This is a genomic window from Paenibacillus nuruki, assembly GCF_963311185.1.
Classification (GTDB): domain Bacteria; phylum Bacillota; class Bacilli; order Paenibacillales; family Paenibacillaceae; genus Saccharibacillus; species Saccharibacillus nuruki.
Genome location: NZ_OY725677.1, coordinates 4,217,714 through 4,234,021 on the forward strand (window position 1 = coordinate 4,217,714; position 16,308 = coordinate 4,234,021).

At 39.8% G+C, this 16,308-nt stretch carries 13 protein-coding genes and 2 rRNA genes; 2 read left to right on the forward strand and 13 right to left on the reverse strand.

Translation table 11 applies throughout. From position 1 onward, the window contains the following. Positions 1-3: 3 nt before the first annotated feature. The gene (locus tag RCP16_RS18680) at positions 4-1,326 is read right to left on the reverse strand and encodes an HD domain-containing protein (protein ID WP_273592879.1); all 1,323 of its coding nucleotides are present in this window, start codon (positions 1,324-1,326) and stop codon (positions 4-6) included. Positions 1,327-1,658: 332 nt separating this feature from the next. Here RCP16_RS18680 and RCP16_RS18685 point away from each other — a divergent pair, with 332 nt between their 5' ends. Next, positions 1,659-1,913: an AbrB/MazE/SpoVT family DNA-binding domain-containing protein gene (locus RCP16_RS18685; protein WP_017815545.1), complete on the forward strand. Its 255-nt coding sequence runs from the start codon at positions 1,659-1,661 to the stop codon at positions 1,911-1,913. A gap of 324 nt (positions 1,914-2,237) precedes the next feature. On the opposite strand, the gene rsmI is transcribed toward RCP16_RS18685, so the two are convergent. The 9 genes from rsmI to RCP16_RS18730 form a co-directional block, all read right to left on the reverse strand. Next, on the reverse strand, positions 2,238-3,149 hold the full coding sequence (gene rsmI, locus RCP16_RS18690; protein WP_069326061.1) for a 16S rRNA (cytidine(1402)-2'-O)-methyltransferase: 912 nt from the start codon (positions 3,147-3,149) through the stop codon (positions 2,238-2,240). Beyond that, positions 3,146-3,898, reverse strand: coding sequence for a tRNA1(Val) (adenine(37)-N6)-methyltransferase (locus RCP16_RS18695; protein ID WP_069326060.1), 753 nt, complete (start codon positions 3,896-3,898; stop codon positions 3,146-3,148). The genes rsmI and RCP16_RS18695 overlap by 4 nt, the downstream gene beginning before the upstream one ends. Positions 3,899-4,001: 103 nt before the next feature. Continuing rightward, on the reverse strand, positions 4,002-4,373 hold the full coding sequence (yabA, locus tag RCP16_RS18700) for a DNA replication initiation control protein YabA (protein WP_137225667.1): 372 nt from the start codon (positions 4,371-4,373) through the stop codon (positions 4,002-4,004). Between the two features lie 31 nt (positions 4,374-4,404). Beyond that, on the reverse strand, positions 4,405-5,205 hold the full coding sequence (locus RCP16_RS18705) for a PSP1 domain-containing protein (protein WP_069326058.1): 801 nt from the start codon (positions 5,203-5,205) through the stop codon (positions 4,405-4,407). A 175-nt stretch (positions 5,206-5,380) separates the two neighbouring features. Next, a complete protein-coding gene (gene holB / locus RCP16_RS18710; protein WP_069326057.1) occupies positions 5,381-6,355 on the reverse strand; it encodes a DNA polymerase III subunit delta' in 975 nt (324 codons plus the stop codon). Positions 6,356-6,402: 47 nt separating this feature from the next. Next, positions 6,403-6,846, reverse strand: coding sequence for a YaaR family protein (locus tag RCP16_RS18715; RefSeq protein WP_069326056.1), 444 nt, complete (start codon positions 6,844-6,846; stop codon positions 6,403-6,405). Between the two features lie 339 nt (positions 6,847-7,185). Further along, positions 7,186-7,515: a cyclic di-AMP receptor DarA gene (gene darA / locus RCP16_RS18720; protein ID WP_069326055.1), complete on the reverse strand. Its 330-nt coding sequence runs from the start codon at positions 7,513-7,515 to the stop codon at positions 7,186-7,188. 139 nt (positions 7,516-7,654) lie between these two features. Continuing rightward, the gene (gene tmk / locus RCP16_RS18725; RefSeq protein ID WP_137225666.1) at positions 7,655-8,308 is read right to left on the reverse strand and encodes a dTMP kinase; all 654 of its coding nucleotides are present in this window, start codon (positions 8,306-8,308) and stop codon (positions 7,655-7,657) included. Positions 8,309-8,348: 40 nt separating this feature from the next. After that, the gene (locus RCP16_RS18730; protein WP_308641021.1) at positions 8,349-10,052 is read right to left on the reverse strand and encodes an aminotransferase class I/II-fold pyridoxal phosphate-dependent enzyme; all 1,704 of its coding nucleotides are present in this window, start codon (positions 10,050-10,052) and stop codon (positions 8,349-8,351) included. A gap of 265 nt (positions 10,053-10,317) precedes the next feature. Here RCP16_RS18730 and RCP16_RS18735 point away from each other — a divergent pair, with 265 nt between their 5' ends. Then, positions 10,318-10,842: a hypothetical protein gene (locus RCP16_RS18735; protein ID WP_308641022.1), complete on the forward strand. Its 525-nt coding sequence runs from the start codon at positions 10,318-10,320 to the stop codon at positions 10,840-10,842. Positions 10,843-11,464: 622 nt separating this feature from the next. Here RCP16_RS18735 and RCP16_RS18740 read toward each other — a convergent pair. The 3 genes from RCP16_RS18740 to RCP16_RS18750 all read right to left on the reverse strand — a co-directional run bounded on the left by RCP16_RS18740 (position 11,465) and on the right by RCP16_RS18750 (position 16,285). Continuing rightward, a complete protein-coding gene (locus RCP16_RS18740) occupies positions 11,465-11,893 on the reverse strand; it encodes a hypothetical protein (RefSeq protein WP_137225662.1) in 429 nt (142 codons plus the stop codon). A gap of 1,289 nt (positions 11,894-13,182) precedes the next feature. After that, positions 13,183-13,299, reverse strand: a 5S ribosomal RNA gene (gene rrf, locus RCP16_RS18745). Between the two features lie 63 nt (positions 13,300-13,362). Continuing rightward, positions 13,363-16,285 (reverse strand): 23S ribosomal RNA (locus tag RCP16_RS18750). Positions 16,286-16,308: the final 23 nt, after the last annotated feature.

Sequence of the window (16,308 nt, forward strand, 5' to 3'; positions counted from 1 at the left end):
ATCTTATATTTCAAATTCCATCTGTGGCGGATTAATTTTGTTTTCAAATATCGCTGCCACTTCTTCGGATAATTGATGAATAACTTTCTCCAACTTATCTTGCGGATAATAGAGATGATATCGACCGCGATGAATCCCGCTAATCGAACGTACAATATCCGATACTTCTGATATTTCTTGGATTCGGTTTTGACGATCTAATAATAGAATTTGTTTTTCTTTTTTAGGATCACCTGGACGAAATACATCATAAGGAAGATCGGTGGGAAAATCGATTTCTAGATCATAATCAGGATGTAATCCTACTCTAGCAAATTCACTACGTATACTGCTAATCGTCTGCTTATCAATTAGATCTGTCTCTACATATTTATACAACTTACGCTGCATAAAACGATGACATACATCTGCCAAAATATCATCGTCTTCCCTTGTCCATTGCATAAATGCTGTCTGTACTAATGCTTCATCTAGCAATAAATAATCACCAACTTGAATATCGCCTTTGAATAACTCAGGTAAAGGATACGGCAAAAATTTAAAATCGAATCCTTCATCGAACAATTCTTTGGCACGACGGAAAATTTGTTTTAATACAATATCTGAACTTCGAGTTACTGGATGAAAATACACTTGCCAGTACATCTGATAACGTGCCATAAGATAATCTTCGATCGCATGCATACCTGATTCTTTGACAACGACGCGTCCATTGTGAGGACGAAGCATCCGCAAAATACGATCAACATCAATCGTTCCATAATTAACTCCTGTAAAATAAGCATCCCGTAACAAATAATCCATCCGATCCGCATCTAACGGACTCGATACCAGATTCACAACGATCTTTTTCTCATAATCTTTGCGAATAACAGAAGCGACTCGTTCAGCAAGACCACTCTCTGCTTCTTCCAATACCCGATTCACTTCGGTATCTCCAAGTAGGATACGACACGTCCATTCTTCATGATCCATATCAAAAGCTTCTTCTATAGAATGAGAAAAAGGTCCATGACCCAAGTCGTGTAATAAAGCGGCACATAATGCCACCAGACTTTCTTCACGTGGCCAATCTTCAAAACCACCACGTTCAAATTGAGAAATAATACGACGTGTAATTTCATATACACCTAATGAATGTGAGAAACGGCTATGCTCTGCTCCATGAAAAGTTAAATAGGAAGTTCCCAATTGTCTTATACGACGTAATCTTTGAAATTCAGGTGTATTAATCAAAGTCCAGATTAAACGATCTTGCACGTGGATATAATTATGTACAGGATCTTTAAATACTTTTTCTTCTCCTAAAGGTTGTACAGGCTTCAAAATAAATTCCTCCTTCTATCAATAAACCCTAACTATTTAAAATTAAAAATAGTTTTTTCGACGATATTGTCGAATGTTGTCGGTATATACAAGCTATGAATTTCCAAATCGACAAAATAATTTTAACCCTATAATACTTGATAATACCGCTATATAAAAATATTTTTTCAAAAAAAAGTGAAAAAAACTGTATTTTTCTTAAATTATAGGTTGACTGATTTGGGAAACGTTGGTATTATGAATATCATAAAACATAGAAATTTGTCGAATGTTAGCACATCAAACAAAACAATAACAACTAATATATTTAAATTTGAGAGGATTGATCAGTAATGATGAAATCAACTGGTATTGTAAGAAAAGTAGACGAATTGGGCCGCGTAGTAATTCCTATCGAACTTCGCCGTACACTAGGTATCGGAGAAAAAGACGCTTTGGAAATCTACGTTGATGGCGAGCGCATTATGCTTAAAAAATACGAGCCTGCTTGTATTTTCTGTGGTAACGCTGAAAATGTAACTTATTTTAAAGGAAAAATCGTTTGTAATGAGTGTATTTCCGAAATTCCTGTCCCTGTGACAAAATAAATAAAATAGGTTATACTAGAACTATCAACTTATTAATTCTAACCTTTTTAATATCTCCTTGAACCTTTACTCAGCATTTTGTCTGGGTAAAGGTATTTTTTTGCTTTCTTTTGGTTTTCAAAAAAGGCTTATCTTTCATTATACTTCCTTTTGCATAGCACTTCCAATTTGCACATCAAAAAGGAACCTCGAACAGATCAAGATTCCTCTATTTTCACGCTTATTTTCTTCATTATTTTTGTTAAAAACTCATCTATTTAACGAGTTTCTTCTATTATAAATGTATTTACCAAGCAAGCTCTTTCGTAACCACTCATATGCGTCTTACTCTTCTTCATTTAATAACACTTGATATACATCACGTTTAGAGATTTCACGATCTTTTGCTGTTTTTTTCATTGCATCTTTACGTGAAATATTCTCTTTATTTTCGTAATAGATCACATGCTCTTCTATCGTCATCTGTTGCCACCATTCGCTGGCTTCAGCTTTGGCTTCAATGATAGATTGTCCCTCGATTACAACACAGTATTCACCAATCGGTGGATGCGATTCTAACCATTCCAATACTTCTTCTACACTACCACGTGTCCATTCTTCATGACGCTTTGTCAGCTCACGTGCTAATACCACATTACGATTGCCTAAATGATGTGCAATCGCTGTTAATGTTTTGATAATTCGGTGTGGAGACTCGTATAACAGCAATGTACCTGCTCCATGCTTCACACTACCCAGTACTTCTTCTTGACCTTTATGATCTCTAGGCAAAAATCCAATAAACGTAAATCGATCTGTCGATAATCCAGAAGCAATCAAAGCAGACAGTGCTGCATTCGCTCCAGGAATAGGAACCACAGCAATTTGTTGCTCCAGTGCTAACTTCACTAATTCTTGCCCTGGGTCAGATATAGCAGGCAATCCAGCATCACTCACAAGCGCCAGACTACTTCCTTCTATAATAAGGCGAATTAACTCCGGTCCACTGGCTTTTTTATTATGCTCATGATAACTCAGTAATTTGCCTGGTGTAATATCGAAATGAGTTAGCAATTTGCGAGTCTGCCTTGTATCTTCAGCAGCAATAATATCGCATTCCTGTAATGTCCGTACAGCTCGATACGTCATATCTTCTAAGTTACCAATCGGTGTTGCAACTAAATACAAAGTGCCTGCCCCTTCATGAAGAACAGCAGACTCTCCTTTAGCAAAACTTTTTTGAATCTGTATGCTCATAGTGACTCCTTTAACCCGTAATAGACAGCTTTGAGATCAGGTGTATATTGTTCATGTTCATCATATACGATAAGTGGTGGTAGCATACGCATTTCTGGCTTACCTCCACGTAATCCTTCAATTAACACCATATTCGCTTCCATATGTTGACGAGGATGTACAAATCGAATACGCTTCGGTTCTACTCCATATTGACGCATCAAAATAATAATGTCTGCTAACCGGTGCGGGCGATGAACCATAGACAGCTTACCACCATTGCGAAGAAGCTTGGCAGACGTTTGAATCACATCTTCTAACGTACAACCAATCTCATGTCTTGCCATCGCATGATGAATATTTAACTTCATATCGCTTCCTGTTACAGGAGCGTAAGGAGGGTTAACGGTTACAGCATCATAAGCTTCTCGTTCACCTGCAAGTGGCATATCTTTAAGGTCTTGTATGCGAATTTTCACCTGTTCTTGTAAGTTATTCATGGTTACACTACGCATCGCCATATCTGCTAAGCGCTCTTGAATTTCCACACCTTCAATACTAGCATTTGTCCGTGTCGATAACAGAATAGGTATTACCCCATTGCCAGTACATAGATCAATTATTTTACCACGCTTAGGAATACTGGCAAACCGTGCCAGCAGTACAGCATCCATCGAAAAGCTGAACACTTCTCGACTTTGAATAATTTTAAGGTCATACGTAAGCAAATCATCAATACGCTCATCTGCCAGAAGGGGTTGTTCGTTCATGGTATTTCCTTTCTTATCCTGCGTTGTTTAGAAATGATACTACATTATGATTACACTATATAAAAACCGCGGCATAATGCTGTCCGCGGTTTGGATAATGCTACTATTCAGATTTATTCAAAAAAGAAAGGCAGAATAAGCAATCGCCTTCTGTACGCAAATGTCCATAATACACATTACAGATATGGAAGCCTTCGTGATAAATACGTGCTAGATTATCATAACCTTCTCCAACGACTTCTAGATCAGGTAAGTCTGAATACAATTTAGACGAATAGGTGCCAACAGATTTAGGCTCAATAACAGGAACCTCTTTTTTCAAGACTCTGCGCAACTGTTCATTTTCGGTACTCAAGCGTTGATTCTCTTCTAACAGTTCTTTCACAGCTTGCTTCATTTTACCCATATCTCCATGCATATGATCCATCTGTGTTTCCAATTCGTGAATGTGTGTAAAAAGATTTTTCTTCTCCAAGTTCCCACCTCAAAAGCAGCCTTGATCGGGTTTACTTCACGACCACGTCATCCAATGGCAGTTCTTTGACTTTACTGATGTCAAAAATCTGAACATGTACAGTACGCGAACCGGCATTGATACCCACCACTTTACCATCGCCTAGCGAAGTGACGACAAATTTACCGATAGCCGGAAGCTCTTCCTTCACGCTCTCATAATTATCGTGCTCGAATTTAAGACAACACATTAGACGTCCACACAATCCAGAAATCTTGGTTGGATTCAAGGACAAGCTTTGATCTTTAGCCATTTTGATCGATACTGGCTCAAAATCTCCTAACCAGGAAGAACAGCATAGAATACGTCCACAAGGACCTATACCACCTAGCATTTTAGCCTCATCACGTACACCAATCTGGCGTAGTTCGATACGTGTACGGAAGATACTGGCTAGATCTTTAACCAGCTCTCGAAAATCGACTCGACCTTCAGCTGTAAAATAGAAAATAATCTTATTACGATCAAATGTAAATTCTACATCGACCAACTTCATTTTCAATTCATGCTCTCTGATTTTGTTAAGACAGGTTGTGAAAGCATTTTTAGCTGCGATCCGATTTTCTTCTACTACTTGAGCATCATGATCTTCTGCAATCCGAATCACTTTTTTCAAAGGAAGAACGACATCAGATTCATTGACTTCTTTTTTACCAATCACTACTTTACCATATTCAATCCCACGTGCAGTTTCTACAATAACGTGTTGTTCACTTTCAACTGGAAAGTCTAACGGATCGAAATAATATATTTTACCCGCTTTTTTAAAGCGGACTCCTACTACACTATACAAAAGATAAGCCCCCTCATTTGCCAATACCGTTTTTCAACTCTACGGCAAAAATTCCGATATGAAGAATTACTTCTTATTCTCACCTGACATGACGTATTCAAAAAATGTGCGTTTGTTTAAAGCTTTGTGCACTCTGCATGATGTTATACACTGTCCGGTCTGTGATGAAGCTCCTTCAACCGCTAACGCCTATAAGAAATTGCTCCATGCATAACTGTGGATTCACATGAGAACGAAGCATTTTCTTACACTCTGCAGCAAGCGACATACACGATATCCAATGCTGCATATCACGAGTGGTAGCCACCTTGGAGAGAGACTCTAACTGATCTATAAAAACGATACTCTCGTGCCTTCCAATCTGGATATGAATGATATCCTTAAACCATAAGTGGAAAAGATCAAATACGTGCTCAATATGATCTCCAAGTCCGCCTTTAAACAGCTTTTGCTGAGCAGTAATAAGGCTCATACTCCCTCTACCTGCGGATTCCTTCCCTAATTGTAACATTACGTTTCTGATTTCTGCAAACCAATTCTGTGCTAGCAATTCTCGGCATTCCTCCAGATCAGACGCAATATGAACAACGCATCGTACTAAAGGCATTGGAAAGCCTTCATCTCCTAAGATTTGAGCCATTTTTTGAGGATCTGGTGGCGTAAATACTATAGGTTGAGTACGGGAACGAATCGTAGGCAATACTGACTGTGCATTTTCTGTGAGCAAAATAGCTACAGCAGGTGCTGGCGGTTCTTCCAAGAATTTTAACAGACTATTGGACGCTTGTATCGTCATTTTATCTGCATCTTTGATAATATATATTTTACGGTTACCCGATTCTGAACGATACGAAAAAATCCGCTGAATATCGCGGATTTGCTCAATTTTGATTGAAGATCCATCTGGTTCAATCACATGAAAATCAGGATGATTACCATGTTCCATCTTGCGACACTGTATGCACTCTCCACAGGCTTCGTCGCCTTTATGAATACAGACTAATGCTTTAGCAAAGCTATTCGCCATCTTCATCTGACCGCTACCTGCTGGTCCACTAAACAAATATGCATGAGAAATCTTTTGATTACGCAGACCATTTTGTAACATCTGCTTAGCAATATCTTGCCCGACAATTTCTTGAAAAGACATGGTGCCTCCTTACTGAACAGCTCACTTCAAGATCTATACTCACTATATTAATATAAAAAGTTAATAAGCATACCTCGAATTTCACCCATCCGTTGCAATAACTCGATTCGTCCTTCTTCACTTTGAAGCAATTCTTCTGCCATATTCATCAACATAGAATCTACTTCATCTAGCAATTTATACTTTTTACCACGACCCCGACGATCGAAGCTTTGCGTTTCTTTTACTTTGACACCGCGACGCACGGTATCTTCCAAAAAGCGTTTAACCAACATTTGATACGCTTTAAGTTCACGTAGTGTCATCGATTTTGCAAGCCGGTCACCCTGCATTTGAATCTCTTTAAATTGACGCTGAATATCATCATGTGTCGCTTGAGCACTATTATTTTGAAGCACATCCGAGAAATTCCGTTGCTGCACTACTCTATTGGGAGAATCGGATACGATAGGGTTACTTTTTAATGGAGGATAACCGGGGTTAATTTTCATTATTTTCTTCCTTTCTTTGCTGGCATTGAACTTCTGCTTATAGGCAGATCTTCTTTATATATGCCGGATAGTGTATATATCAATTAGCAGTCGCTAAACAGAGTCGTTATTAATTAGTATCGTTCATATTCACTGATTTACGAATAGTAAAATGAAAAAAAGTTCAATTTTTACGTATCGATACAACGAACGATCATAGATTTACAGCAGATAATAAAGACGGACCGGTTCCCAATAACGTAACCGATCCTCTGTTTGTTTCTTAATTATACTCTTTATTATTTAATTATGTTTAAAGATGTACTGATTTTTGCGTATTTTTTAAAATAAAATTCTTTTTTAGAAATGTTCAAATCGCTCAACAGGCATTACGAATACAGTAGCGCCACCTACTTGTACTTCCACTGGCAATGGAAGATACGAATCTGTTGTACCGCTCATTGGAGTAACTGGTGTAACCAGCTGTTCACGAATCTTACAACTATTACGAATGACTTCCATAACAGCTTCGATCTGGCTATCATCAACACCAATCATAAATGTTGTATTTCCAGCACGTAAAAATCCACCTGTACTGGCTAGTTTTGTTGCCCGAAAATTAGCTTTTACCAATTCGCCTGATAGACGGTTACTATCTTTATCTTGCACGATCGCAATAATCAGTTTCATTATAATAGCCCTCCTTTTACAGATCTGTAAGGCACCAAGCCCTGCTTTTTGTATTCGACATCGATAAGCATAATACCTCTATTTACTCTTTATCCATATTGTAACCGACTACCCTGAATAAGAAGCATATTCCTTATTCTTATACATGATACTGCTGAATTAATGTATCCAATACTTGCTTAATATCGTTAAAAACATGCTGTTCATCTTGCTCACCATTGATCATAACAAACCGTTCTGCGTGTTGTTCAGATAGTTCCATATATCCTTGATGTACTCGATGATGAAATTCCAATGCTTCCAGATCCAGACGATTGACTTCTCGTTCACCAGACTTAGACATAATGCGCTCTAATCCTACTTCAGGCTTAACATCAATATAGATATTCATATCTGCCCAATACTGCTGACCCTCTACATCTATCGCTAATTGATTAATATCGAGTACAGCTTTGCCCAGTTCACGTCCATACCCTTGATAAGCCAAAGAAGACATCACATATCGATCACAGATAACGATTCTTCCTGCCTGAAGCGCTGGAATCACTTTTTGAATTAAATGTTCTCTTCTAGCACTTGCATATAATAGACACTCTGTTAATCCACTCATATCATTATCAACATTCAAAATAACTTCACGAATTTGTTCAGATACAGAGATTCCCCCCGGTTCACGAGTCGATAAAAAATCAATCTGTTGTTCATTAAGATAACGTTTAATATGTTCAAGCTGACTCGTTTTACCGCTACCATCCATACCTTCTAATACAATAAATAAACCTTTTGCCTTCATTCTTATTCCTGCTTTCTGTAGACTACTGCTCGGTAGACATCTATTTATAGACACGCAATGTATTCAATGTAGAATCAGCAGTGCCTTGTATTTTGTGATGATGGCTTCGTAATGTTAACAGTCTATCATATACAGAAGAATGTATGATTTCTCCTGCATACAAAATGGGAATACCGGGAGGGTAGGGAATCACCATTTCTGCACATATACGTCCTTCTGCTTGTTCTAGAGATACTACCTCTACATTTTCTTCATCAATAGGTGTCATTGTAAACAAAATAGGCTCTGATATATTGTACTTATTTTGCTCATTAGATTGATCTTTATCAAGATTGATGGATTTGCCTTGATTTGTTGCTTGATCCCTATGCTGTTCTGTATGATCATTAATTTTCTGATCTGCACTATCCGCATTAGAATGAAATAAAGTCACTGAACTCTTCTTTTTTGACAAATGGTCATCCTCAGTGCCCTCAGAAGATCGTGTACGCTCTATTGTAGCTTGATTCTTATCTTGTTCCACGTTGTTTACTTGATGATCTTCTACACTAACTGTGAGTGGCTCTTGAGCGATCTGATGAAGAGCATCTAACAAGCGCAGACTATCTTCCAATGTCGAACCCAGACTAAATACGAGCACAACATACCGATCATCACTCATCTCAGGTACACAACCATAGTGCTCTAACCGCTCTTGCAAGACTTCACCAGACAAATACCCTTCTAGATCATAGATCACCACTTTAAAAGGATCTTGTGTATATCTCTCATCTGAAAAAGATAAATAATCGAATCTTTTGTTTTCCACCAATTTATCCATAAAATGATCTCGAGCTTCTAATCCGGTTGTGAAAATTTGCTCTCCATAACAATCTAATAAATAACGACTTAGATCCAGAGAAGCCATCAACGGATAGGAAGGACTTGAACTCTGAACCATCGTCAATCGTTGCTTTAATAAAGAACGTGCAATCAAATCCCCCTGCACATGTAGCATCGCACTCATAGTCATTGCTGCCAACATTTTGTGAGTAGATTGAACAACACCATCTGCACCTGCTGCTAACGCACTGATAGGGAAACGATGATGCTGGCTATAATGTGCTCCATGGGCTTCATCAACTAGCAAAGGTATCTGATAGCGATGACAAGCTTCAGCAATTCCACTCAAGTCTTTACCCATACCATAGTAATTGGGCGAAGAAAGTAGAACAGCTTTGGCAGTCGGATATTGCTTCAACGCTACTTCAATACTTTCTAGATTTGGAATTACAGCCAGACCGCTTGCTTGATCTAACTCCGATGTTAAAAAGACTGCCTTAGCTCCTGCCATCATTAATCCATGTAATATCGATTTATGTACATTACGTTGTACAATAATAATATCCCCTGGATGACTACATACTGTTAAAATAAGAGCTAGATTACCAACTGTGCTACCACCTACAAGAAAATGACTCTCCTCAGCTCCAAAACATTGGGCAGCCAACTGCTGAGCTTCTTGAATAACACCCTCAGGATGATGAAGATCGTCGGTACCACTAATTTCGGTAACATCCAGTTGTAGTATAGAGCTAAATAAATCATTTCCTATGATTGGTTTGAGCACATCCGTATAGATCATACCATTTTTATGTCCAGGCACATGAAAGCTACGCTGATCTGAACCAGCGTAATGAGTCAAAGCATCATATAAAGGTGCTTTGCATAATTTGGTTGTAGAAGCTTTCCATTGATTAGTCATATAGTCATTCCTATAATATTTATTGTGTATTGTTCCCTATTCTTATTATAATCAAAATAACAGATATCGTCTCAAACTGACTTATGATATATGCTAGGTACTTATAATTTGAGTACGTGTATTTCAAAAGGTACATATTTAACCGATATAAGGGTAACAACTAGCGATTGGATACAGACTACTTCTCGTGGAAAATATGAAGATCAAAAGTTAAATACCACTACCAAATGATAACAATAATACAATACAAGGAGGGTCGCACCGGATGGTAGCAGAAGCTCAACAAAATGCAACTTTTTATCAATATCAACTCATCAAAAAATGGCCAGTGACCAAAGTCTGGAATTTAATATATTTACTTATACCTATTCTAACATTAGCGATTGAACTGTATTACTTTTCATGGTCTAGTTTTGGTTTTTGGGTGCTTTCTTTTCCATTAGTATTATGGATTCAATATGTTATTTCTCGTTCTGTATTGATTATGACGGTCAATCATTTACGCAAACGATGGAAATTTCAAATTCAATTTCCATGGATCGGTTATCTGCCTGATCAATTTATGGGCTATTCTACATTCCGCAGAGTGTTATTACATACAACGTGGATCGGGTTATGCTTTGCTGCTGTTTTATGTATGTGGCTCCCAGTCAATTTTTCAATTTCTTTAGTTATGTGGCATATTTGGTTTTGCTTACCCCGTTTAATCATCTTGCTTCGTTTATTCCGTAAACGCAAAGATGGCATTATTAAATTAACAAAAGAAGAAGTATCTTATTATATCCAATAATTCGACTTCCAACATTATAACTAGACTATTATATCAAAATTAAGGGAGTACTTCTTAATAGAGTACTCTCATAACTACTCACTACTCACTACTCACTACTCACTACTCACTACTCACTACTCACTACTCACTACTCACTACTCACTACTCACTACTCACTACTCACTACTCACTACTCACTACTCACTCATTATTAACGGTAATGACTATATTGCTAGCAATTACAGCATAATACCTGCTATTTTATCTATTCTAATTAATTTCTAATCTATTACTGAACTCTACAAACAAATAAGCTAGTAAAAGTAAACGTTATAACTCTATTAACAAAACATCTAAAAACTCCATTAGATACAGAAGTAAAACACGTTCATAAAATAAGTCAATACAACAAAAAATCGGTATCTTTCTAAATACAGAAGATAACCGATTTTTATTTTATAATTTTAACTTCTATTCTCTGTTCTTTGTTCTCTGTTCTCTGTTCTCTGTTCTCTGTTCTCTGTTCTCTGTTCTCTGTTCTCTGTTCTCTGTTCTCTGTTCTCTGTTCTCTGTTCTCTGTTCTCTGTTCTCTGTTCTCTGTATTAATTTTGGACTTTCCATCTACTTCACTAGTCAAATGCTAAGGATTGATCGTAGCTTCAGCAATAGGTGCTCTCGAACTTTTATCAGGTACAATAACAGTCAAATAATTATTCTGTAATACTAATTGTAGTGTACGATTACCTTGTACAAAAACAAAGTTAGTCTGCTCTTCATCTATATTCTCTTGTTGTTGTTTCCAACCCCAATTTTTAATTTCTTGTAAATACAGATCTGGTAATGTAGATGCTTCTATTCCTGGAAGCTTATAACGTACATAATTCATTTGCCTATTATTAATAACAGTATCCATATCCTTCACTTCTTCTGGAATAGGAAAACTAGACTCTACAAAAGCACCCTGATAATGAGTCCAAGAAATATTAGCTTGCGAACAACCTACTAATGCTCCCCAAAGCACTCCCAATAATAATACATTCCATATCCGATGCTTGTTCTTCCACCACATCACATCGTCCCCCTAAATAAAGATAGAATTCATCATGTTCATATATTTGTGAATATATAAGGTATAATCAACAATCAAATTCGCATACTGCATAATTATACATTCTATTAATAATAAATATACTTAATTACGCTCTATGACTTCAAATTAAATTTTTCTATATAAAACGAATATCACTTTTTTTCGCTATCGTGACTTTAGAACTATCTAATACTTATATCAGTATACTATTTGTTATAACAACTTCTGTAACAAAACAGTTACACTTCACTAAGATTAAGATACAATATCTTATAATCTATAGCTTATTTATGTATTTATATAGATGAAGATCCAAAGATACATGAAGAAATATAACATCATGTAGTCATAACAAGAAATGATCCATCTCACTGACTTATTCTTTGCCTAATCAAAACGTATACAAAATATTATTGTTCTTAAGCTCTAACTTTAGTTCTATCTATTTCCTTGTACTCCATCTTATGAAAATATCATTCATTCTACACTCTTTGCTCGCTTTATAATTATGTAAAGTAATAAACACATACAGCAAGAAAATCATGATCTTACACTGCCAACAAAAGCCTCTAGCACAGAAGTAGACGCCTATACTACCTAGATATACTTATATGATAGTGTATTCTATTGTAGAATTATGACGGTATCGTTCTGAATTTCAAACAGAGGAATAAGAAGTCTGAAGGCGATTAGCCTTAGCATAAGTAATTTTAAAAATTATAGCTGTTCTTTCCTTGAAGCTACTTTATTAGATTCTATATAGAAAAGGATCTAATACATTTAATACATACGATTACAATGTATCACAGCATTGGCAGCATTGAACTTGTATAGAGATTCATATAAGGATTTCTTCTATATATGCTATCTATAGAAAGTATAAGAAGAATAACGGTCATCTTGATCTAACCTTACACCCTGTTTAATCTAATCATAACCAAAATACTATCTATACCCCAATCCAAATACAATCCATACAATCTTTCCTAAGCCACTTATACTCAAACCTTATGCTCTTTCTCAGAAATTAAATCCTCTACATCTACATATCGATACAGAGAAGAGATTGCCCTAACCCGTTGCCGTTGGAATCCATGTTATATCTCTCTACCCATCCTCTAAAATCAAAGGGTATAGATGCTATTGGAGTTCTAGTCTGCCTTACCTATCCTTTAAAGTCTATGAAAACAAACAAAATCAATAAACAAAACAAAGCAAAAAAAGAGCGACTCCTGTAAACAGGAATCACTCTTTGGGTCTTGCGCGTTGCTTGGCAACGTCCTACTCTCCCAGGACCCTGCGGTCCAAGTACCATCGGCGCTGGAGGGCTTAACGGTCGTGTTCGGGATGGGTACGTGTGGAACCCCTCCGCCATCATTACCAAACAGTCAGGCTGTATTGCTCCCTGAAAACTGAATCCGAAAACTGAAACATCGCGTTTGTAGATTTTGGATAAGCCCTCGACCGATTAGTATTGGTCAGCTCCATGCCTTGCGGCACTTCCACCCCCAACCTATCAACCTCGTCGTCTACAAGGGGTCTTACATACTGGGAAATCTCATCTTGAGGGGGGCTTCACGCTTAGATGCTTTCAGCGCTTATCCCTTCCGCACGTAGCTACCCAGCGATGCTCCTGGCGGAACAACTGGTACACCAGCGGTGCGTCCATCCCGGTCCTCTCGTACTAAGGACAGCTCCTCTCAAATTTCCTACGCCCACGACAGATAGGGACCGAACTGTCTCACGACGTTCTGAACCCAGCTCGCGTACCGCTTTAATGGGCGAACAGCCCAACCCTTGGGACCTACTTCAGCCCCAGGATGCGATGAGCCGACATCGAGGTGCCAAACCTCCCCGTCGATGTGGACTCTTGGGGGAGATAAGCCTGTTATCCCCAGGGTAGCTTTTATCCGTTGAGCGATGGCCCTTCCATGCGGTACCACCGGATCACTAAGCCCGACTTTCGTCCCTGCTCGACGTGTCTGTCTCGCAGTCAAGCTCCCTTATGCCTTTACACTCTTCGAATGATTTCCAACCATTCTGAGGGAACCTTAGGGCGCCTCCGTTACACTTTAGGAGGCGACCGCCCCAGTCAAACTGCCCACCTGACACGGTCCCTGTACCGGATCACGGTACGAGGTTAGAACTCAAATGCGATCAGGGTGGTATCCCAACGGCGCCTCAACCGAAGCTTGCGCTCCGGTTTCTACGGCTCCCACCTATCCTGTACAAATCGCACCCCAGTTCAATATCAAGTTGCAGTAAAGCTCCATGGGGTCTTTCCGTCTTGTCGCGGGTAACCTGCATCTTCACAGGTATTAAAATTTCACCGGATCTCTCGTTGAGACAGCGCCCAAATCGTTACGCCATTCGTGCGGGTCAGAATTTACCTGACAAGGAATTTCGCTACCTTAGGACCGTTATAGTTACGGCCGCCGTTTACTGGGGCTTCGGTTCATAGCTTCGCTTGCGCTAACCACTCCCCTTAACCTTCCAGCACCGGGCAGGCGTCAGCCCGTATACTTCGCCTTGCGGCTTCGCACAGACCTGTGTTTTTGCTAAACAGTCGCTTGGGCCTTTTCACTGCGGCCCCCTCGTGCTATTCACACTACCGGGGCACCCCTTCTCCCGAAGTTACGGGGTCATTTTGCCGAGTTCCTTAACGAGAGTTCTTCCGCGCGCCTTAGAATTCTCTTCTCACCCACCTGTGTCGGTTTACGGTACGGGCACCTGCTTCCTGGCTAGAGACTTTTCTTGGCAGTGTGAAATCATGACCTTCGCTACTACAATTTTCGCTCCTCATCACAGCCTGGCCTTGCGGTATGCGGATTTGCCTACATACCAGCCTCACTGCTTGAACGGACATCCATCAGTCCGCGTCACTATCCTCCTGCGTCATCCCATTGCTCATAACGGCTTTCGGTGGTACAGGAATTTCAACCTGTTGTCCGTCGACTACGCCTTTCGGCCTCGCCTTAGGTCCCGACTTACCCTGAGAGGACGAGCCTTCCTCAGGAATCCTTGGGTTTTCGGCGGATCAGATTCTCACTGATCTTTTCGTTACTCATACCGGCATTCTCACTTGAATGAGGTCCAGCGCTCCTTGCGGTACACCTTCAATCTTCATTCAACGCTCCCCTACCCCTGATACAAAGTATCAAGCCATAGCTTCGGTGGTGTGTTTAGCCCCGTTACATTTTCGGCGCAAAGTCACTCGACCAGTGAGCTATTACGCACTCTTTCAATGGTGGCTGCTTCTAAGCCAACATCCTGGTTGTCTGTGCAACTTCACATCCTTTCCCACTTAACACACACTTGGGGACCTTAGCTGATGGTCTGGGCTGTTTCCCTTTCGACAATGGATCTTAGCACTCACTGTCTGACTCCCGGAATAAAGTCTGTGGCATTCGGAGTTTGACTGAACTTGGTAACCCTTGCGGGCCCCGCATCCAATCAGTGCTCTACCTCCACGACTCAACTTCCGAGGCTAGCCCTAAAGCTATTTCGGGGAGAACCAGCTATCTCCAGGTTCGATTGGAATTTCTCCGCTACCCCCACCTCATCCCCGCACTTTTCAACGTGCGTGGGTTCGGGCCTCCAGTACGTGTTACCGTACCTTCACCCTGGACAGGGGTAGATCACCTGGTTTCGGGTCTACGTCCACGTACTTAGTCGCCCTATTCAGACTCGCTTTCGCTGCGGCTCCGGCTTTTCACCTTAACCTTGCACGGGAACGTAACTCGCCGGTTCATTCTACAAAAGGCACGCCATCACCCATTAATAGGGCTCTGACTTTTTGTAAGCACACGGTTTCAGGTTCTATTTCACTCCCCTTCCGGGGTCCTTTTCACCTTTCCCTCACGGTACTGCTTCACTATCGGTCGCTAGGGAGTATTTAGCCTTACCAGATGGTCCTGGCAGATTCATACGGGGTTTCACGTGCCCCGCACTACTCGGGATCCGTCTCGGAGAGAATGAGATTTAAGCTACAGGGCTTTCACCTTGTCTTGCGGGCCTTTCCAGACCTCTTCGCCTACCTCATTCCTTTGTAACTCCAAAGAGACGTCCCACAACCCCAAGAAGCAAGCTTCTTGGTTTGGGCTGTTCCGCGTTCGCTCGCCGCTACTGACGGAATCACTCTTGTTTTCTTTTCCTGAGGGTACTTAGATGTTTCAGTTCCCCTCGTCTGCCTCTGCACACCCTATGTATTCAGGTGTGAGTAACTGGAGATGAATCCAGTTAGGTTTCCCCATTCGGACATCCCCGGATCACAGCTTGCTTACAGCTCCCCGAGGCCTTATCGTTGTTCGCCACGTCCTTCATCGGCTCCTAGCGCCTAGGCATCCACCGTGTGCTCTTAGTAGCTTAACCTAAGTGTTTCTATTAAAATAGAA

What these genes read in the sequence shown, in the direction of transcription:
- RCP16_RS18685 (WP_017815545.1), top strand. Translation starts at nt 1,659, where the DNA reads ATGATGAAATCAACTGGTATTGTAAGAAAAGTAGACGAATTGGGCCGC.
- rsmI (WP_069326061.1), bottom strand. Translation starts at nt 3,149, where the DNA reads ATGAGCATACAGATTCAAAAAAGTTTTGCTAAAGGAGAGTCTGCTGTT.
- RCP16_RS18695 (WP_069326060.1), bottom strand. Translation starts at nt 3,898, where the DNA reads ATGAACGAACAACCCCTTCTGGCAGATGAGCGTATTGATGATTTGCTT.
- holB (WP_069326057.1), bottom strand. Translation starts at nt 6,355, where the DNA reads ATGTCTTTTCAAGAAATTGTCGGGCAAGATATTGCTAAGCAGATGTTA.
- RCP16_RS18715 (WP_069326056.1), bottom strand. Translation starts at nt 6,846, where the DNA reads ATGAAAATTAACCCCGGTTATCCTCCATTAAAAAGTAACCCTATCGTA.
- darA (WP_069326055.1), bottom strand. Translation starts at nt 7,515, where the DNA reads ATGAAACTGATTATTGCGATCGTGCAAGATAAAGATAGTAACCGTCTA.
- tmk (WP_137225666.1), bottom strand. Translation starts at nt 8,308, where the DNA reads ATGAAGGCAAAAGGTTTATTTATTGTATTAGAAGGTATGGATGGTAGC.
- RCP16_RS18730 (WP_308641021.1), bottom strand. Translation starts at nt 10,052, where the DNA reads ATGACTAATCAATGGAAAGCTTCTACAACCAAATTATGCAAAGCACCT.
- RCP16_RS18735 (WP_308641022.1), top strand. Translation starts at nt 10,318, where the DNA reads ATGGTAGCAGAAGCTCAACAAAATGCAACTTTTTATCAATATCAACTC.
- RCP16_RS18740 (WP_137225662.1), bottom strand. Translation starts at nt 11,893, where the DNA reads ATGTGGTGGAAGAACAAGCATCGGATATGGAATGTATTATTATTGGGA.